The sequence below is a fragment of the Cellvibrio sp. QJXJ genome (assembly GCF_024452345.1).
In the GTDB taxonomy this organism is placed as follows: domain Bacteria; phylum Pseudomonadota; class Gammaproteobacteria; order Pseudomonadales; family Cellvibrionaceae; genus Cellvibrio.
Genome location: NZ_CP101662.1, coordinates 2,578,375 through 2,600,521 on the forward strand (window position 1 = coordinate 2,578,375; position 22,147 = coordinate 2,600,521).

At 48.3% G+C, this 22,147-nt stretch carries 25 protein-coding genes; all 25 read right to left on the reverse strand.

Annotation, left to right across the window (positions count from 1 at the left end; genetic code table 11):
• Positions 1 to 12: 12 nt before the first annotated feature.
• The 25 genes from rpsE to rpoB all read right to left on the reverse strand — a co-directional run bounded on the left by rpsE (position 13) and on the right by rpoB (position 21,908).
• Positions 13 to 522 carry a 30S ribosomal protein S5 gene (rpsE, locus tag NNX04_RS11135; protein ID WP_007644490.1) on the reverse strand — a complete coding sequence of 170 codons (510 nt, stop codon included), beginning with the start codon at positions 520 to 522 and terminating at the stop codon, positions 13 to 15.
• A gap of 9 nt (positions 523 to 531) precedes the next feature.
• Positions 532 to 882: a 50S ribosomal protein L18 gene (gene rplR / locus NNX04_RS11140; protein WP_007644488.1), complete on the reverse strand. Its 351-nt coding sequence runs from the start codon at positions 880 to 882 to the stop codon at positions 532 to 534.
• A 9-nt stretch (positions 883 to 891) separates the two neighbouring features.
• Complete coding sequence (gene rplF / locus NNX04_RS11145; RefSeq protein WP_007644487.1) at positions 892 to 1,425, reverse strand: 50S ribosomal protein L6; 534 nt, start codon at positions 1,423 to 1,425, stop codon at positions 892 to 894.
• 13 nt (positions 1,426 to 1,438) lie between these two features.
• Entirely contained in the window at positions 1,439 to 1,831 is a 393-nt protein-coding gene (rpsH, locus tag NNX04_RS11150) for a 30S ribosomal protein S8 (protein WP_007644485.1), read from the reverse strand.
• A 30-nt stretch (positions 1,832 to 1,861) separates the two neighbouring features.
• Positions 1,862 to 2,167, reverse strand: coding sequence for a 30S ribosomal protein S14 (rpsN, locus tag NNX04_RS11155; RefSeq protein ID WP_007644484.1), 306 nt, complete (start codon positions 2,165 to 2,167; stop codon positions 1,862 to 1,864).
• 9 nt (positions 2,168 to 2,176) lie between these two features.
• The gene (rplE, locus tag NNX04_RS11160; RefSeq protein ID WP_078045163.1) at positions 2,177 to 2,716 is read right to left on the reverse strand and encodes a 50S ribosomal protein L5; all 540 of its coding nucleotides are present in this window, start codon (positions 2,714 to 2,716) and stop codon (positions 2,177 to 2,179) included.
• A gap of 6 nt (positions 2,717 to 2,722) precedes the next feature.
• Positions 2,723 to 3,040, reverse strand: coding sequence for a 50S ribosomal protein L24 (gene rplX, locus NNX04_RS11165; RefSeq protein ID WP_007644482.1), 318 nt, complete (start codon positions 3,038 to 3,040; stop codon positions 2,723 to 2,725).
• Positions 3,041 to 3,072: 32 nt separating this feature from the next.
• On the reverse strand, positions 3,073 to 3,441 hold the full coding sequence (gene rplN / locus NNX04_RS11170) for a 50S ribosomal protein L14 (protein WP_007644480.1): 369 nt from the start codon (positions 3,439 to 3,441) through the stop codon (positions 3,073 to 3,075).
• 39 nt (positions 3,442 to 3,480) lie between these two features.
• Positions 3,481 to 3,747, reverse strand: a complete 267-nt coding sequence (gene rpsQ / locus NNX04_RS11175; protein ID WP_007644469.1) for a 30S ribosomal protein S17 — start codon at positions 3,745 to 3,747, stop codon at positions 3,481 to 3,483.
• A 2-nt stretch (positions 3,748 to 3,749) separates the two neighbouring features.
• Complete coding sequence (gene rpmC, locus NNX04_RS11180) at positions 3,750 to 3,941, reverse strand: 50S ribosomal protein L29 (RefSeq protein ID WP_007644466.1); 192 nt, start codon at positions 3,939 to 3,941, stop codon at positions 3,750 to 3,752.
• Positions 3,941 to 4,354 (reverse strand): 50S ribosomal protein L16, encoded by a 414-nt coding sequence (gene rplP / locus NNX04_RS11185; protein WP_039912571.1) that lies wholly within the window; start codon positions 4,352 to 4,354, stop codon positions 3,941 to 3,943. The genes rpmC and rplP overlap by 1 nt, the downstream gene beginning before the upstream one ends.
• 12 nt (positions 4,355 to 4,366) lie before the next feature.
• Entirely contained in the window at positions 4,367 to 5,047 is a 681-nt protein-coding gene (gene rpsC, locus NNX04_RS11190; RefSeq protein WP_007644464.1) for a 30S ribosomal protein S3, read from the reverse strand.
• A gap of 11 nt (positions 5,048 to 5,058) precedes the next feature.
• On the reverse strand, positions 5,059 to 5,391 hold the full coding sequence (gene rplV / locus NNX04_RS11195; protein ID WP_007644463.1) for a 50S ribosomal protein L22: 333 nt from the start codon (positions 5,389 to 5,391) through the stop codon (positions 5,059 to 5,061).
• Positions 5,392 to 5,403: 12 nt separating this feature from the next.
• Complete coding sequence (rpsS, locus tag NNX04_RS11200; protein ID WP_039912567.1) at positions 5,404 to 5,682, reverse strand: 30S ribosomal protein S19; 279 nt, start codon at positions 5,680 to 5,682, stop codon at positions 5,404 to 5,406.
• A 34-nt stretch (positions 5,683 to 5,716) separates the two neighbouring features.
• A complete protein-coding gene (gene rplB / locus NNX04_RS11205; RefSeq protein ID WP_007644461.1) occupies positions 5,717 to 6,544 on the reverse strand; it encodes a 50S ribosomal protein L2 in 828 nt (275 codons plus the stop codon).
• 13 nt (positions 6,545 to 6,557) lie between these two features.
• Positions 6,558 to 6,854, reverse strand: a complete 297-nt coding sequence (gene rplW, locus NNX04_RS11210; protein WP_040393166.1) for a 50S ribosomal protein L23 — start codon at positions 6,852 to 6,854, stop codon at positions 6,558 to 6,560.
• Positions 6,851 to 7,465 (reverse strand): 50S ribosomal protein L4, encoded by a 615-nt coding sequence (gene rplD / locus NNX04_RS11215; RefSeq protein ID WP_007644458.1) that lies wholly within the window; start codon positions 7,463 to 7,465, stop codon positions 6,851 to 6,853. The genes rplW and rplD overlap by 4 nt, the downstream gene beginning before the upstream one ends.
• 20 nt (positions 7,466 to 7,485) lie before the next feature.
• Positions 7,486 to 8,130, reverse strand: a complete 645-nt coding sequence (rplC, locus tag NNX04_RS11220) for a 50S ribosomal protein L3 (protein WP_007644457.1) — start codon at positions 8,128 to 8,130, stop codon at positions 7,486 to 7,488.
• 103 nt (positions 8,131 to 8,233) lie between these two features.
• Positions 8,234 to 8,545: a 30S ribosomal protein S10 gene (gene rpsJ, locus NNX04_RS11225; protein ID WP_007644456.1), complete on the reverse strand. Its 312-nt coding sequence runs from the start codon at positions 8,543 to 8,545 to the stop codon at positions 8,234 to 8,236.
• Positions 8,546 to 8,753: 208 nt separating this feature from the next.
• Positions 8,754 to 9,977, reverse strand: a complete 1,224-nt coding sequence (gene tuf, locus NNX04_RS11230; protein WP_007644455.1) for an elongation factor Tu — start codon at positions 9,975 to 9,977, stop codon at positions 8,754 to 8,756.
• 34 nt (positions 9,978 to 10,011) lie between these two features.
• Positions 10,012 to 12,132, reverse strand: coding sequence for an elongation factor G (fusA, locus tag NNX04_RS11235; protein ID WP_261945808.1), 2,121 nt, complete (start codon positions 12,130 to 12,132; stop codon positions 10,012 to 10,014).
• A gap of 89 nt (positions 12,133 to 12,221) precedes the next feature.
• Complete coding sequence (gene rpsG, locus NNX04_RS11240; RefSeq protein WP_007644453.1) at positions 12,222 to 12,692, reverse strand: 30S ribosomal protein S7; 471 nt, start codon at positions 12,690 to 12,692, stop codon at positions 12,222 to 12,224.
• 141 nt (positions 12,693 to 12,833) lie between these two features.
• Entirely contained in the window at positions 12,834 to 13,205 is a 372-nt protein-coding gene (gene rpsL, locus NNX04_RS11245) for a 30S ribosomal protein S12 (protein WP_040393161.1), read from the reverse strand.
• A 266-nt stretch (positions 13,206 to 13,471) separates the two neighbouring features.
• Positions 13,472 to 17,695 carry a DNA-directed RNA polymerase subunit beta' gene (gene rpoC, locus NNX04_RS11250; protein WP_261948408.1) on the reverse strand — a complete coding sequence of 1,408 codons (4,224 nt, stop codon included), beginning with the start codon at positions 17,693 to 17,695 and terminating at the stop codon, positions 13,472 to 13,474.
• A 127-nt stretch (positions 17,696 to 17,822) separates the two neighbouring features.
• Positions 17,823 to 21,908, reverse strand: coding sequence for a DNA-directed RNA polymerase subunit beta (rpoB, locus tag NNX04_RS11255; RefSeq protein WP_261945809.1), 4,086 nt, complete (start codon positions 21,906 to 21,908; stop codon positions 17,823 to 17,825).
• Positions 21,909 to 22,147: the final 239 nt, after the last annotated feature.

Genomic DNA, 22,147 nt, shown 5'->3' on the forward strand with positions numbered 1-22,147 from the left:
CGAAATAATCGATTAGTTCAGAATATCTTCAACACTTTTACCGCGTTTGGCAGCAACAGCTTCCGGAGAAGTCATTTCTTTCAGCGCATTAAAAGTGGCACGAACTACGTTTACCGGATTGGTAGAACCGTAGCACTTGGACAGAACGTTCTGAATACCGGCGATTTCGAGTACAGCACGCATTGCGCCGCCAGCGATCACACCAGTACCTTGTGACGCTGGTTGCATATACACTTTAGACGCACCATGAACACCTTTAGTTGGGTATTGAATGGTATCGCCATTCAATTCAACAGTGATCATATTGCGGCGAGCTGCTTCCATCGCCTTTTGAATAGCAATCGGAACTTCGCGCGCTTTACCGCGACCGAAGCCCACTTTACCATTACCGTCACCAACAACAGTCAGTGCGGTAAATTGAAAGATACGACCACCTTTAACAGTTTTAGCAACACGATTAACTTGAACTAATTTTTCTTGCAAGCCTTCGTTATTGTCTTCTTCTTTCTTAGCGTATGCCATATCTCACCCTTAGAATTCCAATCCGCCTTCACGCGCTGCGTCAGCCAGAGCTTTCACACGACCGTGGTATTTAAAACCACTGCGGTCAAAAGCTACCTGAGTGACACCAGCTGCCTTAGCGCGCTCTGCAATCAGAGCACCCACAGCTTTAGCTGCTTCAGCGTTACCAGTTTTACCACTGCGCAACTCTTTATCCAGAGTCGAGGCACTCGCGAGAACGCGAGCACCGTCACCAGAAATCAATTGTGCGTAAATATGGCGTGGAGAACGGTGGATCGTTAAACGAGTTGCACCTAATTCACGGATCTTGGCGCGGGCACGGCGTGCACGGCGAAGACGAGTTTGCTTCTTATCGCTCATATCCTAGCCCTACTTCTTCTTAGCTTCTTTACGCAGTACTGTTTCATCCGAGTAGCGAACACCTTTACCTTTATAAGGCTCTGGCTCGCGGAACGCGCGGATTTCTGCAGCAACCTGACCAAGCAATTGCTTGTCAGCCGCCTTCAGTACAATTTCGGTCTGGCTTGGGGTTTCTACCGATACGCCTTGAGGAAGAACGTAGTTAACCGGATGTGAATATCCCAAAGACAGGTTTACAGTATTGCCTTCAGCTTTAACACGGTAACCAACACCAACCAGAGACAGTTTTTTTACAAAACCCTGGCTAACACCAAAAACCATATTATTAACTAGCGCACGGGTAGTGCCTGCTAGTGCATCAGACTGCTTGGCGCCATCGCGCGGAGCAAAAGTAAGCACATTATTTTCGTGCTTAACTTCTACGCTCGCGTTAATTTGCAGCGCCAATGTACCATTGCTGCCTTTAACAGACAGTGACTGTCCGTTAAGAGTGACAGTCACTGCAGCAGGTACTTCAACCGGACTTTTTGCAACTCGTGACATGACGATTTCCCAATTAGAATACTGTGCAGAGGACTTCGCCACCCACGCCAGCGGCGCGTGCAGCACGATCAGTCATTACACCTTTACTGGTAGAGACAATTGCAATACCTAATCCACCGCGAACGGTAGGCAGGCCAGCTTTACCAGCATAATTACGCAAGCCAGGACGGCTCACACGGTCAAGCTCAACAATAACTGGCTTGCCCTCAAAGTATTTCAGGTCAACAGTCAGCTCTTGCTTGGCGCCTTCGCTCACTGAAAAACCATTAATGTAACCCTCGTCAGAGAGTACTTTTGCCACGCTTACTTTCAATTTTGAAGAAGGCATGGTTACAGCTGCTTTACCCACGTTTTGCGCGTTGCGAATGCGGGTCAGCATATCTGCCATTGGATCTTGCATGCTCATCAGATTCTGCTCCTAAAATTAAGCCGAGGCTTACCAGCTGGCCTTAACCAAGCCGGGGACATCACCACGCATGGCTGCTTCGCGCAACTTGTGACGGCACAGGCCGAATTTGCGGTAAACACCATGTGGACGACCAGTCACGCGGCAGCGGTTACGCTGACGTGAAGCACTAGCATCGCGAGGCATTTTTTGCAGTTTGATTTGCGCTTCCCATACTTGCTCTTCAGTAGATGAAGGGCTGACGATTGTCGCTTTCAATTCTGCGCGCTTGGCGGCAAATTTTTTCACGGTTTCTGCACGTTTAACTTCGCGTGCAATCATAGATTTTTTAGCCATGACGTCACCTTAGCCTTTGAAAGGGAAGTTAAATGCTTTCAACAGTGCGCGACCTTCATCATCGGTGCGAGCAGTGGTAGTGATACAAATATCAAGACCGCGCAAACGATCTACTTTGTCGTAGTCGATTTCGGGGAAAATAATTTGCTCAGTAACACCCATTGAAAAGTTACCGCGACCATCAAATTGCTTTGGACTAATACCGCGGAAATCGCGAATACGAGGAATAGCAATAGTGATAAGGCGATCCAGGAATTCGTACATACGATCCGAGCGCAGAGTTACTTTGCAACCAATCGGCCAACCATCACGGATTTTGAAGCCCGCAATTGATTTACGCGAATTGGTTACAACCACTTTCTGACCAGCAATTTTAACCAGATCGTTAACTGCATTATCCAGAATTTTCTTATCGCCAGTAGCTTCACCCACACCCATATTGAGGGTGATTTTAGTAATGCGCGGCACTTCCATCACGTTCGCCAAACCCAACTCTTCTTTGAGTTTGGGGGCGAGTTCTTTAACGTAAAGTTCTTTTAGCCTAGCCATGTTTCATTACGCCCCTAGGGTTTCGCCATTGGATTTGAAAACACGAACTTTGTCGCCATTTTCAAGCACTTTGAAACCTACGCGGTCAGCTTTCTTTGTTGCTGGATTATAGATAGCAACATTTGAAGCATGAATCGCAGCTTCTTTTTCAACGATTCCACCAGCCACACCCAATTGCGGGTTTGGTTTTTGGTGCTTCTTGATCATGTTAATGCCGCTTACAATCAAACGATCTTCAGCCAATACACGTACAACTTTACCGCGCTTGCCTTTGTCACGTCCGGCGATAACAATCACTTCGTCATCACGTTTAATTTTACGCATTTATCTGCCCTCGACTCTTTAGCTCGAAGTGCTTACAGCACTTCTGGAGCCAAAGAAATGATTTTCATAAATTTCTCGCCACGCAACTCACGAGTTACAGGTCCGAAAATACGGGTACCAATCGGAGCATCTTGGTTATTCAGCAGTACGGCAGCATTATCGTCAAACTTGATTAATGAACCGTCTTGACGACGCACGCCTTTTTTGGTGCGTACAACAACTGCCTTCATTACTTGGCCTTTCTTCACCTTGCCGCGAGGAATTGCTTCCTTAACGGTCACTTTGATGATGTCACCAACCGCCGCATAGCGACGGTGAGAGCCGCCAAGAACCTTGATGCACATGACACGGCGAGCACCGCTGTTGTCAGCAACATCTAAGTAGCTTTCTGTTTGAATCATCGTCCGTCTCCGAAACTGACTTACAAAAACGCGGAAGTCTTAGACTTCTGAGGCGCGCTCTTCAATTTTCACTAAAGACCAGGTCTTGGTTTTCGACAGGGGACGCGACTCAGATACAGTCACAATGTCACCCATCTTGCACTCATTCTTTTCATCGTGAGCGTGAAGCTTGGATGATTTAGTGGTGTATTTACCATAAAGCTCGTGCTTAACACGACGCTCAATCAACACGGTGATGGTTTTATCCATCTTGTCGCTGACAACTTTGCCAGTCAGTGTACGAGCCACTTTAGTTTCTTGAGTCATCGTTACTTACCTGCCTTTTGACTAAGCGCCGTCTTGATGCGAGCGATGTCTTTGCGTGCTTGCGTAAGCAAGTGCGATTGGTTCAACTGACCAGTAGAAGCTTGCATACGCAACTTGAACTGCTCTTTCAATTGTTCCAACAAGACGCCATTCAGCTCTTCGACGGATTTTTCGCGGAGTTCTGAAGCTTTCATCACATCACCGAACGTTTAACAAATGTTGTTGTAATTGGCAATTTAGCCGCAGCAAGTGCGAAGGCTTCACGAGCTAATTCCTCGCTTACACCATCCATCTCATAGAGAACTTTGCCAGGACGAATTTGCGCTACCCAGTACTCCACGCCACCTTTACCGCTACCCATACGAACTTCGAGTGGTTTAGCTGTAATCGGCTTATCGGGGAAGACACGGATCCAGATTTTACCGCCACGCTTAACGTGACGAGTCATCGCACGACGTGCTGCTTCGATTTGACGCGCAGTAATGCGACCGCGACCAGTTGCTTTCAAGCCAAAATCACCAAAGCTAACTTTGGAGCCACGCTGGGCCAGACCGCGGTTGCGGCCTTTCATCTGCTTGCGAAACTTTGTACGCTTAGGTTGTAACATGATGCGTACCCCTTACTTGGATTTAGCGGCTTTTTTCTTGGACGTTGCTTCGGTTTCAGTAACATCACCGATAACTTCGCCTTTGAAAATCCACACTTTCACACCAATGATACCGTAGGTGGTGCTCGCTTCTGCTGTTGCATAATCGATATCTGCACGCAAAGTGTGCAGAGGTACACGACCTTCGCGATACCACTCACTACGAGCGATTTCGGCACCACCCAAGCGGCCACCCACTTGGATCTTGATACCTTCAGCACCTTGACGCATTGCATTTTGCACCGCGCGCTTCATTGCACGACGGAACATTACACGGCGCTCAAGTTGCTGAGCCACGCCTTGTGCCACTAAAGCTGCATCCAAATCGGGCTTGCGAATCTCTTCAATATTAATATGAACAGGCACGCCCATTTGCTTGCTTACTTCAGCGCGCAACTTATCAACATCTTCACCTTTCTTACCAATCACAATGCCTGGACGGGCAGTGTGGATAGTAATGCGCGCAGTATTAGCGGGGCGTTCGATATCAACGCGGCTAACTGACGCACTGGCGAGTTTGTCCTGAATGTACGCACGTACTTTCAAGTCAATGTTGAGTTTGTCTGCGTAATCGGTGCCATCGGCATACCAAATAGAAGTATGCTTTTTGATGATCCCCAGACGAATACCGTTTGGATGTACTTTCTGACCCATAACGCGCTCTCTTACTTATCGGCTACTTTAACGGTGATATGACAAGTACGCTTTGTAATTCGGTCAGCACGACCCTTCGCACGCGGCTTAATGCGCTTGAGGCTCACACCTTCGTCTACAAAAATCGTTTTTACTTTCAACTCGTCAACATCAGCGCCTTCGTTGTGCTCGGCATTTGCAATTGCAGATTCGAGTACTTTCTTGATGATCTCTGCACCTTTCTTTGTGCTAAAGGCCAGGATATCAAGCGCGTCTTCAACGCCTTTACCGCGAATTTGATCGGCAACCAAACGCGCTTTTTGCGCCGACAGACGAGCACCGCTTAATTTTGCTGCTACTTCCATCGTATACCTCGATTAGCGTTTTTTCGCTTTCTTATCAGCGGCATGGCCACGATAAGTGCGGGTTGCTGCAAATTCGCCAAGCTTATGGCCAACCATTTCTTCGTTAACCAGGACCGGAACATGCTGACGCCCATTGTGCACAGCCAAAGTCAAACCCACCATTTCCGGCATAATCATGGAACGGCGCGACCAAGTCTTAATTGGACGACGATCATTACTCGCGATCGCAGCTTCGACCTTCTTAATCAGGTGAAGATCGATAAAAGGACCTTTTTTCAGTGAACGTGGCACTGTCTCTTCCTCTATTCAGCTGTTAAGTCGACGCTTATTTCTTATCGCGACGACGAACAATCATGTTATCGGTGCGCTTGTTGCTGCGCGTTTTGTAACCCTTGGTTGGAACGCCCCATGGCGAAACTGGATGACGACCACCAGAGGTACGACCCTCACCACCACCCATTGGGTGATCTACAGGGTTCATCGCAACACCGCGAACAGTAGGACGAATGCCAAGCCAGCGTTTGGCACCTGCCTTACCCAATGAACGCAAGTTATGTTCACTGTTAGAGACTTCACCCAGAGTTGCGCGACAATCGCTCAACACTTTACGCATTTCACCGCTGCGCAAACGCAAAGTTGCGTAAGCACCGTCGCGCGCCACCAACTGAGCCGAAGCACCAGCAGATCGAGCAACTTGAGCACCTTTACCAGGCTTCAATTCGACGCAGTGAATTACACTACCCAACGGGATGTTACGGATTGGAAGAGCATTACCGACTTTAATAGCAGCGGCATTACCCGACTCAATTTTGTCACCAGCGCTCAGACCTTTGGGCGCAATAATGTAGCGACGCTCACCATCTGCATAACATACAAGCGCGATATAAGCAGTACGATTTGGATCGTACTCAATGCGCTCAACTGTTGCAGGGATGCCGTCTTTATTGCGACGGAAATCAACTACACGGTAATGTTGTTTATGGCCGCCACCAACATGGCGAGTAGTAATGCGACCGGTATTGTTGCGACCACCTGATTTGGATTTTTTATCCAACAGTGGCGCAAAAGGATCACCTTTGTACAAATCCGGATTGACAACTTTTACTACAAAGCGGCGACCTGGAGAGGTTGGTTTACATTTTACAATTGGCATTGCAACAATCCCCTTACTCAGCTACCGCAAAGTCGATTTCTTGACCTTGCTCAAGACGTACATACGCTTTTTTCCAATCGCTTCTCTTGCCGATTCCGTAGCGTGTACGCTTGGTTTTGCCTTTAACGTTCAATACGCGAACTGATTCAACTTTGGCGTTGAACAGCGCTTGAACTGCGGCTTTAATTTCCACTTTATTGGCATCAGCCAATACTTTGAAAACAACTTGATTACCAGTTTCACCGGCTGCAGCTGACTTCTCAGACACCACAGGACCTAGCAACACTTTATAAATGCGTTCTTGGTTCATCCCAGGATCTCCTCAAACTTTTTCAGAGCAGGCACGGTTACAATAACTTTATCGAAACCAATCAAACTGACCGGATCCACACCCTGAACATCAATCACACCAACCTTATACAGATTGCGTGAAGCCAGGAACAGATTCTCGCTCATTTCTTCGGTAACAATCAGTGCATCAGTCAGATCAAATTGAGCCAATTTTTGCACCAGAGCCTTGGTTTTGGGCGCATCAACATCAAAGCTTTCAACAACAATCAAACGATTCTGACGATTCAATTCGGACAGAATGCACTGCAGCGCAGCACGGTACATTTTCTTGTTAAGCTTTTGCTCAAAATTGCGTGGCTTAGCGGCAAAAGTTGCACCACCACCACGCCAAATTGGGCTGCGAATGGTACCAGCACGGGCGCGACCAGTGCCTTTTTGACGCCACGGCTTTTTACCACCACCAGAAACTTCAGCGCGAGTTTTTTGCGCTTTGGTACCCTGACGCGCACCAGCCATGTAAGCAACAACGGCTTGATGAACCAGGTCTTGATTAAACTCTCTACCGAAGGCAACCTCAGATACAGAAACTGTACCCTGGGCACCACCGGGACTAACAATTTTTAATTCCATGGTCGATTCCCCTCGGATACTTAACCGTTAGTGCGCGCTTTAACAGCAGGACGCACAATAACGTCGCCACCTGGAGCACCAGGAATAGCACCCTTAACAAGAAGCAGATTGCGCTCAGCATCGACACGAACGATCTCAAGATTTTGAACGGTTACACGCTCAGCACCCATATGACCAGCCATTTTCTTGCCTTTGAATACGCGACCTGGAGATTGACACTGGCCGATAGAACCCAGCACACGGTGCGAACGGGAGTTACCGTGAGTCGCATCTTGCATACCGAAATTCCAGCGCTTGATGCCGCCAGCAAAACCTTTACCTTTAGATGTGCCGGTTACATCAATTATTTGACCTGCAGAGAAAGACTCGACAGTAATTGTTGCACCAACTTCGAAAGCTTCTTGAGCTTCGTTACGCAATTCCCAAACACCACGACCCGCTTCAACATTAGCTTTAGCGAAGTGACCGGCTTCGGACTTGGTAACACGGGAGGCACGACGAGTACCAATAGTTACCTGCACAGCAGAGTAGCCATCAGTATCAACGCTTTTAACCTGGGTAATGCGATTAGGTTCAACCTCGATCACAGACACAGGAATGGAAACACCATCATCGGTAAATACACGAGTCATACCGCTTTTGCGGCCGACAATACCAATCGTCATTTTACTAACCTCTTAGTGTACGGGGCTTTTACCCGCTATGGCCGCCCATTTCAGAGCGTTACACAGTTCGGACACCCAGTGCGCCCGAACCTTAAACATTTACTTAGCCGAGACTAATTTGAACCTCAACACCAGCAGCCAAATCCAGCTTCATAAGTGCATCAACAGTTTTTTCAGTAGGCTCAACAATATCCAGCAAACGCTTATGTGTACGGATCTCGTATTGATCGCGCGCGTCTTTATTAACGTGCGGAGAAATCAATACAGTGAAGCGCTCTTTACGAGTCGGCAGCGGAATCGGACCGCGCACTTGAGCACCTGTACGCTTTGCTGTTTCAACGATCTCTTGAGTAGAGGCGTCAATAAGCTTGTGATCAAAAGCCTTCAGGCGAATTCTAATGCGTTGATTCTGCATGTGAACCAAACTCCAATTGTTTGTTTTAAAGAACTTCCAATGCGCTAGGATAAAGTACCCCGGCAAAAGGAGGCGCAATTCTAAGGGCGGATTTATAACCTGTCAACAAGTAAACAACAAAAGACCTGTTTATTGATCAACCAATCAGAACCACTACCCACCAAAATAAAAAGCGGGCCACAAGGGCCCGCTTTTTACCAACTACTTATTACTGAATGATTTTGGCTACAACGCCAGCACCAACAGTACGACCACCTTCACGGATAGCAAAACGCAAACCATCTTCCATCGCGATTGGGTGAATCAAGGTAACAACCATTTTAATGTTGTCGCCTGGCATTACCATTTCTACGCCTTCCGGCAATTCCACCGCACCAGTTACGTCAGTGGTACGGAAGTAGAACTGTGGACGGTAACCTTTAAAGAATGGAGTGTGACGACCACCTTCTTCTTTAGACAATACGTACACTTCTGATTCAAACTTGGTGTGTGGAGTCACTGAACCTGGCTTACACAGAACTTGACCACGCTCAACGTCATCACGCTTGGTACCACGCAACAGAACACCAACGTTCTCACCTGCACGACCTTCGTCGAGCAATTTGCGGAACATTTCAACACCAGTACAGGTGGTTTTAACGGTGTCTTTCAGACCAACAATCGCGATCTCTTCACCAACTTTAACAACACCACGCTCTACACGACCAGTTACTACTGTACCGCGACCAGAGATAGAGAACACATCTTCTACTGGCATCAGGAATGGTTGATCGATAGCACGCACTGGCTCAGGGATGTAGCTATCCAATGACTCAACCAGTTTACGTACCGCAGAGGTACCCAAACCGTTTTCATCTTCACCGTTCAACGCCATCAGCGCAGAACCAGCAATAATTGGGGTGTCATCACCGGGGAAGTCATAGGTAGACAGCAGCTCACGCAGCTCCATTTCTACCAACTCCAACATTTCGTTGTACTCTTCAGTGCCTACACCACCACAGTCTTCCGCCAACAAGTCAGCCTTGTTCAGGAATACCACGATGTAAGGAACACCTACCTGACGAGACAGCAGGATGTGCTCACGAGTTTGTGGCATTGGACCATCAGTTGCACCACACACCAGGATTGCACCATCCATCTGGGCAGCACCGGTGATCATGTTCTTCACATAGTCGGCGTGGCCTGGGCAGTCAACGTGCGCATAGTGGCGAGTTGGTGAGTCATATTCCACGTGAGAGGTATTAATGGTAATACCACGCGCCTTTTCTTCAGGTGCGTTATCGATACCATCATAACCAACAAACGCGCCACCCCAGCTTTCTGCACAAACGCGAGTCAGCGCTGCAGTCAGAGTGGTTTTACCGTGGTCAACGTGACCAATGGTGCCCACGTTGACGTGGGGCTTGTTACGTTCAAACTTCTCTTTAGCCACTTTTCAATTCCTCTATGTAGATGAAATATCGAAACTATTCTTCGTCTCTTTGCACTCTGCCCCTCGCAATAAACTCTTCAGCCACATTGCGAGGAGCCTCCTGATACTTCAAAAATTCCATGGTATAGGTTGCTCGCCCTTGGGTGGCAGAGCGCAGTGAGGTGGCGTAGCCAAACATTTCAGCCAACGGCACCTCCGCATCAATTACCTTACCCATCGGACTTTCATCCATACCCAGAATCATGCCGCGACGACGATTGAGATCGCCAACCACATCACCCATGTTGGCCTCTGGTGTAACCACCTCAACCTTCATAATTGGCTCTAGCAGTACCGCGCCACCTTTTTGAGCCAGTTTCTTGGTCGCCATAGATGCAGCAATCTTAAATGCCATCTCTGACGAATCAACATCATGGTAGGAGCCGTCAAACACAACCGCTTTTAAACCTAACAGAGGGTAACCAGCCAGCACACCGTTTTGCATCTGCTCAGCGATTCCCTTTTGAATTGCCGGTATAAACTCCTTTGGAACCACACCACCAATTACCTCATTAACAAATTCCAAACCTTCTGCACTTTCATCAGCACCAGGAGAGAAACGAATCCAACAGTGCCCATATTGACCACGACCACCAGATTGACGAACAAACTTGCCCTCAATCTCACAGGTGTTACGGATTGCCTCACGATAAGCCACCTGGGGCTTTCCTATATTGGCCTCGACACCAAACTCGCGGCGCATACGATCAACAATAATGTCGAGATGCAACTCGCCCATCCCACCAATGATTGTTTGACCCGTCTCCTCATCAGTACGCACACGAAAGGAGGGATCTTCTTGCGCCAACTTACCCAGAGCGACACCCATTTTTTCCTGATCTGCTTTGGTTTTCGGCTCAACCGCGACATGAATCACAGGCTCCGGAAAGTCCATACGCTCAAGAATAATGACATCATCCAGCGCACATAAGGTGTCACCAGTAGTACAGTCTTTAAAACCTATGCCAGCAGCAATATCACCTGCTAACACCTCTTTAATCTCTTGGCGCTGGTTAGCATGCATTTGCACCATACGACCAACACGCTCTTTTTTACCTTTTACCGAATTTAAGACCATATCGCCTGACTGCAGCGTACCGGAATAAACACGAAAGAAAGTCAACGTCCCTACAAAAGGATCTGTAGCAATCTTAAAAGCCAACGCAGAGAAGGGCTCATCATCACTCGCCTTGCGAGTAGCAATGGTCTCACCATCCTCTAACACACCCTCAATAGCCTTAACTTCGGTTGGGGCCGGCAAATAATCAATAACCGCATCAAGCATTGCTTGGACGCCTTTATTTTTAAAGGCCGAACCACCAATAACAGGAATAATCTCATTCGCCAAGGTTCGCGCACGGATTCCCGCTTTAATTTCCTCTTCAGTCAGCTCTTCGCCGCCCAAATATTTTTCCATCAATTCTTCACTGGACTCAGCGGCGGACTCAATTAAAAACTCACGCATTTTTTCGCAAGTTGCCTGCAGCTCCGCGGGAATCTCCTCGTAGCTGAAGGTCATACCCTGATCTTCTTCATTCCAGATAATAGCGCGCATCTTAACTAGATCGACCACACCACGAAACTCATCCTCTGCACCAATAGTCATCTGCAGCGGAACCGGGTTAGCCCCCAACCGGGTCTTCAGCTGCTCGACCACACGCATGTAGCCAGCACCAGTACGATCCATTTTGTTCACGAATACAATTCGCGGAACTTCATATTTGTTTGCTTGACGCCACACGGTTTCGGTTTGCGGCTGCACCCCGGAAGAACCACACAGCACCACCACAGCACCATCCAACACACGCAGAGAGCGCTCCACCTCAATGGTGAAGTCAACATGCCCAGGCGTATCAATTACATTAATGCGATGCTCATCAAATTGGCCCGCCATTCCTTTCCAGAATGTAGTCACAGCAGCGGAAGTAATAGTGATGCCGCGCTCTTGCTCTTGCACCATCCAGTCGGTAGTTGCTGCACCGTCATGGACCTCACCAATTTTGTGAGACAAGCCGGTATAAAATAATACGCGCTCTGTAGTTGTCGTTTTACCCGCATCAACGTGGGCGCAGATGCCAATATTACGATAGCGTGTGATTGGAGTTTTACGTGCCACTACTCTATTCCCCGATTAGCTATTCACTATAAAAGCAAAGGCAGCCTTGCTGCCTTTGCTTTTCACAGGAAGTTTGAAGCCACGCCGCCTTAGAAACGGAAGTGAGAGAACGCCTTGTTCGCCTCTGCCATGCGGTGAACATCTTCACGCTTCTTAACCGCAGCACCTTTACCCTGTGCAGCATCCATCAACTCACCCGCCAAACGCGCAGGCATTGATTTCTCACCACGCTTACGCGAGTAATCCACCAACCAACGCATTGCCAGAGCGGTACGGCGAGAAGCACGAACCTCAACTGGAACTTGGTAAGTTGCACCACCCACACGGCGAGATTTAACCTCAACCAGCGGAGCGATATTTTCGAGGGCCTCGGAGAAAACCTCCAGAGGATCACGATTCAATTTGGTTTTAACGATATCCATCGCGCCATAAATAATGCGCTCTGCTACCGATTTCTTACCACTAATCATTACGTGGTTCATAAATTTCGCCAGAGTCACGTTACCGTATTTTGGATCCGGCAGCGTGTCGCGTTTGGCGACGACTCGTCTTCTTGGCATATCAAAAGCCTCTCTTCAGGGATTTTCCAAGACAACACTAAAAACCCAATTGTTTTAAGTTTGCTTGGCCTTACTCGGTGGTAAACCGAAAACATTAACGCACTAAATGCAAATGGCGGATAAAACACCCGCCCGCAAGCATTACTTAGGACGTTTTGCACCGTACTTGGAGCGACCTTGTCTACGCTTGGCAACACCGGAAGTATCCAGTGAACCGCGTACAGTGTGGTAACGCACACCTGGCAAGTCTTTTACACGACCGCCACGGATCAGCACCACGCTGTGCTCTTGCAAGTTATGGCCTTCACCGCCGATATAGGAAGACACCTCAAAGCCATTAGTCAAACGAACACGGCATACTTTACGCAATGCTGAGTTTGGCTTTTTAGGTGTAGTCGTATAAACGCGAGTGCAAACACCGCGTCTTTGCGGATTGCCTTGCAGAGCAGGAACATCGCTCTTGTCTACGATACGTTTTCTTGGCTTACGAACCAACTGATTGATCGTCGGCATGAAAACTAACTCCATAGATAAAAAACGCCTTTATTAACAAAGGCAAGGTTAAGAAAGCGGACGAGCCCGATTGGCATAGCCCAGCTTCCCACTCAGGAAAAAGTGGGTGGCGCATTGTAAAGATGCACTTCCCCACCGTCAAGGCAAAGTCCGCTTATTTACTGGCCAACACATAAATCTAGCCGATAAAAAAGCAAGACTGACATTGTCAGTCTTGCTTGGGATAGAGCCCCGGAGCGCACAAGATGCGCCCCATTAATCAAGCATTAGCCGATGCTTGATTTCAATGCTTCGGTTAATGCTGCTTCAACATCTTCAGCACTCACGCCCACATCGTGTACTTGAGCAGCTTCGCGGCGGCGTTTGCGATCTGAGTGATAGGCCAAACCTGTACCAGCCGGAATCAATCGACCAACCACCACGTTCTCTTTCAAACCGCGCAACGCATCTTTCTTTCCGGTTACTGCTGCTTCGGTAAGAACACGTGTTGTCTCTTGGAAAGAGGCAGCCGAAATAAACGATTCTGTCGCCAGAGATGCCTTGGTAATCCCGAGCAATTGACGCTCGTAATTTGCAGGCTGGCGAGCTTCAGCACGCAGCTTTTCGTTTTCTTCCAGCAGTTGGTTATATTCAACTTGCTCGCCTTTAACGAAGGTTGAATCGCCCATGGTGGTAATTTCAACTTTACGCAACATTTGACGCACAATGGTCTCAATGTGCTTGTCGTTGATTTTCACCCCCTGCAAGCGGTAAACATCCTGAATTTCGTTAGTAATATAACGAGCTAGAGCCTCAACACCTTGCAGGCGCAGAATATCGTGCGGATTGCTTGGACCATCAGATACAACTTCACCCTTGGCCACCATCTCCCCCTCAAACACAGTCAGCTGACGGTGTTTTGGGATCAACACTTCGTAGTGGGTTGAACCATCTGGCAACAGCTGTCCATCCACAGGCGTAATGATCAAGCGACGCTTGCCCTTGGTTTCTTTACCGAAGCTCACGGTACCGGAAATTTCCGCCAGGATTGACGGCTCTTTCGGGCGACGAGCTTCGAACAGGTCAGCAACGCGCGGCAGACCACCGGTGATGTCGCGAGTCTTGGAACCTTCTTGCGGGATACGAGCAATAATGTCACCAACATTAATGATGTCATGATTGTTGATGCTCAAAATCGCCTTAGCTGGCAACATGTAATGCGCTGGCACATTGGTATTGGCCAAGAACAACTCTTTACCTTTACCATCAACCAAGGTTACTGCAGGGCGTAAATCCTTACCCGCAGATGGACGCTCAGCAGGATCCAACACCTCAATCGAACTCAGACCAGTCAATTCATCAGTCTGACGACGAATAGAAAGACCATCTTCCATACCAGAGAAGGCAACAGTACCTGCCACTTCCGATACGATGGGGTGAGTATGCGGATCCCATTTAGCGATAATTTGACCGCCTTTAACTGCCTCTCCATCTTTAACGGTGATCAATGCACCGTAAGGAATCTTGTAACGCTCACGCTCACGGCCACTGCTATCAGCAATTGCCAACTCACCCGAACGAGATACAGCAACCAAGTTGCCTGCAGGGTTACTAACAACTTTAACGTTGAGTAAACGTACAGTACCTTCTTGTTTTACCTGCACGCTATCGGCAGCAGACGCTCGCGATGCCGCACCGCCAATGTGGAATGTACGCATTGTCAGCTGGGTGCCTGGCTCACCGATTGACTGAGCAGCAATAACACCAACCGCCTCACCCACATTGACGCGATGACCACGAGCCAAGTCGCGACCATAACACATAGAACAGATGCCACTGCGCGCCTCACAGGTAATCGGTGAGCGAACAAGAACCTCATCAATCCCCATTGCTTCAACGCGCTCGACCCAAGCTTCATCAATCATGGTGCCAGCAGGAACCAGGATCTCATCAGTACCAGGGCGAATCACATCGCGTGCGATAATACGACCGAGGATACGATCACCCAGCGATTCGATAACATCACCACCTTCGATTACTGGTGACATGGTCAAACCTTCATCGGTACCACAATCCTGCATGGTCACCACCAAATCCTGCGCCACATCAACCAAACGACGGGTCAAGTAACCGGAGTTGGCTGTCTTCAATGCGGTATCAGCCAAACCTTTACGCGCACCGTGCGTAGAAATAAAGTACTGAAGTACGTTCAAGCCTTCGCGGAAGTTTGCCTTAATGGGGGTCTCAATGATCGAACCATCAGGACGCGCCATCAAACCACGCATACCAGCCAACTGACGGATCTGGGCAGGCGAACCACGCGCCCCTGAGTCGGCGTACATAAATACCGAGTTGAACGAAGGTTGCAACTCCTCCACGCCATCACGATTGATAACGGCTTCTTTAGAAATACCTTCCATCATCGATTTGGCAACCAAATCGTTAGCACGAGACCAAATATCGATGACCTTGTTGTATTTCTCGCCCTGAGTCACCAGACCAGAGGCGTATTGAGTTTCGATTTCTTTCACTTCTGCATCAGCGCGACCAATGATCTCAGCCTTGGCAGCAGGAATAGTAAAGTCGTTAACACCAATAGAGGAGCCTGACTTGGTGGAGAAGTCGTAACCCATGTACATCAAACGGTCAGCAAAAATAACCGTAGCCTTCAGTCCCACTACGCGATAGCAGTAGTTGATAACCGCAGAGATGGCTTTCTTAACCATTGGGCGGTTGATCATTTCCAGAGGAATACCTGGTGGAACGATTTCCCACAGCAATACGCGACCCACGGTAGTTTCTACCAATTTGGTCTCGCTAGTTCTTTCGCCTTCAGCACCAATGAGGGTTTCAACCAAACGCACTTTGATGCGTGCTTGCAGGTCAACTTGTTTGGAGTAATAGGCACGTGACACTTCTGCAGTATCTGCAAAAATCATGTTCTCGCCTTTGGCATTAACACGATCACGGGTCATCCAATACAAGCCCAATACCACGTCCTGCGAAGGAACGATAATGGGTTCACCTGATGCGGGTGACAGGATGTTGTTGGTAGACATCATCAATGCACGCGCTTCCAACTGAGCTTCAATAGTCAGCGGAACGTGAACTGCCATTTGGTCACCGTCGAAGTCCGCGTTGTACGCAGAACAGACGAGCGGGTGCAGCTGGATTGCCTTACCTTCAATCAGTACTGGCTCAAACGCCTGGATACCAAGACGGTGAAGTGTTGGTGCACGGTTCAGGAGCACCGGATGCTCGCGGATTACTTCGTCGAGGATATCCCAAACGACAGCTTCTTCACGCTCAACCATTTTCTTGGCAGCTTTAATGGTGGTCGCCAAACCGCGCAATTCAAGCTTGCTGAAAATAAATGGCTTGAATAGTTCCAAGGCCATTTTCTTCGGCAGGCCGCACTGATGCAAACGCAGGGTTGGACCTACCACGATTACCGAACGACCGGAGTAGTCAACACGCTTACCGAGCAGGTTTTGACGGAAACGACCTTGCTTACCTTTGATCATGTCTGCCAACGATTTCAGCGGACGCTTATTCGAACCGGTGATCGCACGACCACGGCGACCGTTATCCAGCAACGCATCTACCGCTTCTTGCAGCATACGCTTTTCGTTGCGCACGATAATGTCCGGCGCATTCAGATCCAACAGACGCTTCAAACGGTTGTTACGGTTGATTACGCGACGGTACAAATCGTTCAGGTCGGAAGTCGCAAAGCGACCGCCGTCCAGTGGAACCAATGGACGCAGATCTGGCGGCAATACCGGTAACACTTCCATCACCATCCACTCCGGCTTGTTGCCAGAGAAGAAGAATGCCTCCAACAGCTTCAGGCGTTTGGAGTATTTTTTGATTTTGGTTTCGCTGGTGGTATTTGGAATTTCTTCGCGCAGGCGTTGAATTTCTGATTCCAGATCAATAGCACGCATCAAGGTCTGAATCGCTTCAGCACCCATTTGCGCTTCGAATTCGTCACCGAACTCTTCCATGGCTTCGAAGTATTGCTCGTCAGAGAGCAATTGACCGCGCTCCAGCGTAGTCATACCTGGCTCGGTCACTACGTAGGATTCAAAATACAATACACGCTCGATATCACGCAGGGTCATATCCAGCAACAAACCAATACGGCTCGGCAGTGATTTCAGGAACCAAATATGTGCAACCGGGCTAGCCAGTTCGATGTGGCCCATACGCTCACGACGCACTTTAGCCAAGGTCACTTCAACACCGCACTTCTCACAGATAATGCCACGGTGCTTCATACGCTTGTACTTGCCGCACAAGCATTCGTAATCTTTTACCGGGCCAAAGATCTTGGCGCAGAATAGACCTTCACGCTCAGGCTTGAAGGTACGATAGTTGATGGTCTCTGGCTTTTTCACTTCGCCAAACGACCAGGAACGAATCATTTCAGGTGATGCCAAGCTAATACGAATAGAGTCGAATTCTTCGACCTGTCCCTGGGACTTGAGTAAATTCAGTAAGTCTTTCAAGGCGCTTTCTCCTGTTGGCTCCAAGGGAGCTTTCATTAAACTTCTAGGCAAATTCTTGTCGGCACTGCTGCCGGGAACACAACACGGCAACAGGCATCAGTGCCTATTGCCGGAGCAAACGATTAAATTAATCGTCTTGTTCAAGCTCGATGTTGATACCCAGAGAGCGAATCTCTTTAACCAATACGTTGAAAGATTCCGGCATGCCAGGCTCCATACGATGATCGCCATCCACGATATTCTTATACATCTTGGTACGACCCGCAACGTCATCTGACTTAACAGTCAACATTTCTTGCAAGGTGTAAGCTGCACCGTATGCTTCCAGTGCCCACACTTCCATCTCACCGAAACGCTGTCCACCGAATTGCGCTTTACCACCCAATGGTTGCTGGGTAACAAGGCTGTAAGAACCGGTTGAACGGGCATGCATTTTGTCGTCGACCAAGTGGTTCAACTTCAGCATGTACATGTAGCCAACAGTGACCGGGCGGGTAAACTGGTCGCCAGTACGTCCGTCATAAAGCACGGATTGACCGGTATCTGACAGGCCAGCTAAACGCAGCAATGCCTTGATTTCATGCTCTTTGGCACCATCAAACACCGGTGTTGCCATAGGCACACCGTCCACCAGGTTTTTGGCCAGGTCGAGAATCTCTTTATCGGTAAACGATGCCAGATCTTCTTTCGCAGCAACATCACCGGTTTTGTTGTAGATCTCTTCCAGGAATGCGCGAATGTCAGCAATCGCTTTTTGCTCTTGCAGCATTTTGTTGATCTTCACACCCAAGCCTTTAGCCGCCATACCTAAGTGCATTTCCAGCACCTGCCCCACGTTCATACGTGAAGGTACGCCGAGCGGGTTGAGGACGATATCAACAGTCTCACCATTTTCGTCGTAAGGCATATCTTCGATCGGCATGATTACCGAGATAACACCCTTGTTACCGTGACGGCCGGCCATCTTATCGCCCGGCTGAATACGACGTTTGATAGCAAGATAAACCTTAACAATCTTGAGAACACCCGGAGCCAGATCATCGCCAGTAGAGAGCTTGCGCTTCTTATCTTCAAAACGCTCGTCAAGAATCTTGCGGCGCTCAGCCAGTTGCTCTTCTGCACGGTCGATCTGCTCATTGAGAACATCTTCAGACATACGCAGCTTGAACCACTGATCTTTCTCCAAACCATCAAGAACTTCATGCGTCAAGGCTTCGCCTTTTTTCACATTTTTTCCTGATGCTACAGTTTGGCCGACCAGTGCTGAACGCAAACGCTCGAAAGTGGCAGACTCAACGATACGGTATTCTTCGTTCAAATCTTTGCGCACTTCATCCAATTGCGCTTTTTCTATTTCCAAACTACGTTGATCTTTTTCAAGACCATCACGAGTGAAAACCTGAACGTCAATTACAGTACCTTTGGTGCTTGAGGGTACGCGCAAAGAAGTATCTTTAACGTCCGAAGCCTTTTCACCAAAGATTGCACGTAACAGTTTTTCTTCAGGCGTCAGTTGGGTTTCCCCTTTAGGAGTAACCTTACCAACCAAAATATCGCCGCCGCCTACTTCAGCACCGATATACACAATGCCGGATTCGTCGAGTTTGCTCAGCGCACTCTCACCCACGTTTGGAATATCGGCGGTGATTTCTTCACTGCCCAGCTTGGTATCACGTGCGATACAGGTTAATTCCTGGATATGAATGGTAGTGAAGCGATCTTCTTGTACAACGCGCTCTGAAACCAGAATCGAATCTTCGAAGTTGTAACCATTCCACGGCATAAAGGCGATACGCATGTTTTGACCAAGCGCCAACTCACCCATATCAACGGAAGGACCGTCCGCCAGAATATCGCCACGGGATACTGAATCACCCATGCTGACAATAGGGCGCTGATTGATACAGGTATTTTGGTTGGAACGGGTATATTTGATCAGGTTGTAGATATCTACACCGGCATCACCAGCTTCAACTTCTGCATCATGTACTTTAACTACTATACGGCCAGCATCAACGCTATCGATAACGCCGCCACGCTTGGCAACCACACACACACCAGAGTCAGAAGCAACATTCCGCTCCATGCCAGTACCAACCAACGGCTTTTGCGAGCGCAGAGTTGGTACAGCTTGACGCTGCATGTTTGAACCCATAAGCGCACGGTTGGCGTCATCGTGCTCGAGGAATGGAATCAATGACGCTGCAACAGAAACCACCTGACGCGCAGACACGTCCATATATTGAACATCGGCAGGTGCTTTCAAGGTGAATTCGTTCAGGTGACGAACCGACACCAACTCTTCAGTTAGATTGCCTTTGTCATCCAATGTTGCAGAAGCCTGTGCAATGACATAATCAGACTCATTGATTGCCGAAAGGAAATCAATTTCATTGGTTACCTTGCCATTAATCACTTTGCGATACGGACTCTCAAGGAAACCGTAATTGTTAGTGCGGGCATAGGTAGCCAAAGAGTTAATCAAACCAATGTTTGGACCTTCAGGTGTTTCGATAGGACATACACGACCATAGTGAGTCGGATGTACGTCACGCACTTCAAAGCCTGCACGCTCACGAGTCAAACCACCTGGGCCAAGCGCAGAAACACGACGCTTGTGCGTGATCTCTGACAGCGGGTTGTTTTGATCCATAAATTGTGAAAGCTGAGATGAGCCAAAGAACTCTTTGACCGCAGCCGCAACCGGCTTGGCATTGATTAAATCTTGCGGCATCAAACCTTCGCTTTCTGCCATAGATAAACGTTCTTTTACTGCGCGCTCTACACGTACCAAACCAACACGGAATTGGTTTTCGGCCATCTCACCTACGGAACGCACACGGCGGTTACCCAAGTGATCGATATCATCCACAACGCCTTTACCATTGCGGATGGAGATCAATGTCTTCATCACATCAACGATATCGTCATTCGATAGAGTACCTTCGCCCGTCTCGGCTTCACGACCAAGACGACGGTTGAACTTCATGCGACCGACTGCAGATAGATCGTAGCGCTCTTGTGAGAAGAATAAATTCTGGAACAGCGCTTCCGCAGACTCTTTGGTTGGCGGCTCACCGGGGCGCATCATGCGATAAATTTCTACCAGTGATTCCAGTGCTGTGCGAGTTGGATCAACGCGCAAAGTATCAGAGATAAATGCACCACAATCCAATTCATTCGTATAGAGCGTTTCAATTTGCTCTACGCCAGCGGCGCCAAGCTTTGACAATACATCGGCAGTAATTTCGGTATTGCATTCAAACAGCAATTCACCGCTGCGAGTATCAATAATATCTTTAGCAAGCGAGCGCCCCAGCAGATACTCTGCAGGTACATCCATTTGATTAACGCCAGCTTTTTCTAATTGACGAATATGACGCGCAGTAATACGGCGCCCCTCTTCAACAATAATATTGCCCTTGTCATCTTTAATATCAAACGTAGCTACATCACCACGCAGACGAGATGGAACAACCTCATAGCTGAACTGACCATCTTTCCCAAGAATAAACGTACTGGTTTCAAAGAACATTGCCAGCATTTCTTGAGAACTGAAACCAAGTGCACGCAGCAAAATGGTTGCCGGCAGTTTACGACGACGATCAATACGGACATAAAGCAAGTCTTTGGGATCGAACTCGAAATCCAACCATGAACCGCGGTAAGGAATAATACGCGCAGAAAAGAGCAACTTTCCGGATGAATGAGTCTTACCTTTATCGTGGTCAAAGAATACACCAGGAGAACGGTGTAATTGCGATACGATAACGCGCTCGGTACCGTTAATAACAAAAGTACCATTGTCGGTCATGAGTGGAATTTCACCCATGTACACTTCTTGTTCTTTAATATCTTTAATGGCTTTATTGGAAGATTCGCGATCGTAAATAATCAACCGAACTTTTACGCGCAGGGGAACTGCGTAGGTAACACCACGCAGAATACATTCGTTCACATCAAAAGCGGCTTTACCAAGGTTGTAGCTCACGTATTCGAGGGCCGCATTACCTGAGTAGCTGACGATTGGAAAAACGGAACGGAAAGCGGCGTGTAAACCCATATCATCACGCTTGCTAGGCAAAGTATCTGCCTGGGTAAACTTTCTGTAGGAATCTAACTGAATCGCCAAGAGGTAAGGTACATCCATTACATGTGGCAGTTTGCCAAAATCCTTACGGATACGTTTTTTCTCAGTATATGAGTAAGCCATCTGTATTCCCCAGCTTGTTCGCGGATCGGGCTTGATCGCAGCCATGAAAACGCACGTGCGTTTCTTTGTAAAAACTTGCTTAAATTCGATAACTTTACGATTACTTCAGGAGTAACCCAATGGCATAGCTCAAGCCAGCCATTGACGCCTCAATTCACAGTAGAGCAATAGGATTTCTGAAAACAGAAAAAGGCTGGCGAGCATATTGCTCACCAGCCCTGTGTCCACACTGTAAATGG

What these genes read in the sequence shown, in the direction of transcription:
- rpsE (WP_007644490.1), bottom strand. Translation starts at nt 522, where the DNA reads ATGGCATACGCTAAGAAAGAAGAAGACAATAACGAAGGCTTGCAAGAA.
- rplR (WP_007644488.1), bottom strand. Translation starts at nt 882, where the DNA reads ATGAGCGATAAGAAGCAAACTCGTCTTCGCCGTGCACGCCGTGCCCGC.
- rplF (WP_007644487.1), bottom strand. Translation starts at nt 1,425, where the DNA reads ATGTCACGAGTTGCAAAAAGTCCGGTTGAAGTACCTGCTGCAGTGACT.
- rpsH (WP_007644485.1), bottom strand. Translation starts at nt 1,831, where the DNA reads ATGAGCATGCAAGATCCAATGGCAGATATGCTGACCCGCATTCGCAAC.
- rpsN (WP_007644484.1), bottom strand. Translation starts at nt 2,167, where the DNA reads ATGGCTAAAAAATCTATGATTGCACGCGAAGTTAAACGTGCAGAAACC.
- rplE (WP_078045163.1), bottom strand. Translation starts at nt 2,716, where the DNA reads ATGGCTAGGCTAAAAGAACTTTACGTTAAAGAACTCGCCCCCAAACTC.
- rplX (WP_007644482.1), bottom strand. Translation starts at nt 3,040, where the DNA reads ATGCGTAAAATTAAACGTGATGACGAAGTGATTGTTATCGCCGGACGT.
- rplN (WP_007644480.1), bottom strand. Translation starts at nt 3,441, where the DNA reads ATGATTCAAACAGAAAGCTACTTAGATGTTGCTGACAACAGCGGTGCT.
- rpsQ (WP_007644469.1), bottom strand. Translation starts at nt 3,747, where the DNA reads ATGACTCAAGAAACTAAAGTGGCTCGTACACTGACTGGCAAAGTTGTC.
- rpmC (WP_007644466.1), bottom strand. Translation starts at nt 3,941, where the DNA reads ATGAAAGCTTCAGAACTCCGCGAAAAATCCGTCGAAGAGCTGAATGGC.
- rplP (WP_039912571.1), bottom strand. Translation starts at nt 4,354, where the DNA reads ATGTTACAACCTAAGCGTACAAAGTTTCGCAAGCAGATGAAAGGCCGC.
- rpsC (WP_007644464.1), bottom strand. Translation starts at nt 5,047, where the DNA reads ATGGGTCAGAAAGTACATCCAAACGGTATTCGTCTGGGGATCATCAAA.
- rplV (WP_007644463.1), bottom strand. Translation starts at nt 5,391, where the DNA reads ATGGAAGTAGCAGCAAAATTAAGCGGTGCTCGTCTGTCGGCGCAAAAA.
- rplB (WP_007644461.1), bottom strand. Translation starts at nt 6,544, where the DNA reads ATGCCAATTGTAAAATGTAAACCAACCTCTCCAGGTCGCCGCTTTGTA.
- rplW (WP_040393166.1), bottom strand. Translation starts at nt 6,854, where the DNA reads ATGAACCAAGAACGCATTTATAAAGTGTTGCTAGGTCCTGTGGTGTCT.
- rplD (WP_007644458.1), bottom strand. Translation starts at nt 7,465, where the DNA reads ATGGAATTAAAAATTGTTAGTCCCGGTGGTGCCCAGGGTACAGTTTCT.
- rplC (WP_007644457.1), bottom strand. Translation starts at nt 8,130, where the DNA reads ATGACGATTGGTATTGTCGGCCGCAAAAGCGGTATGACTCGTGTATTT.
- rpsJ (WP_007644456.1), bottom strand. Translation starts at nt 8,545, where the DNA reads ATGCAGAATCAACGCATTAGAATTCGCCTGAAGGCTTTTGATCACAAG.
- rpsG (WP_007644453.1), bottom strand. Translation starts at nt 12,692, where the DNA reads ATGCCAAGAAGACGAGTCGTCGCCAAACGCGACACGCTGCCGGATCCA.
- rpsL (WP_040393161.1), bottom strand. Translation starts at nt 13,205, where the DNA reads ATGCCGACGATCAATCAGTTGGTTCGTAAGCCAAGAAAACGTATCGTA.
- rpoB (WP_261945809.1), bottom strand. Translation starts at nt 21,908, where the DNA reads ATGGCTTACTCATATACTGAGAAAAAACGTATCCGTAAGGATTTTGGC.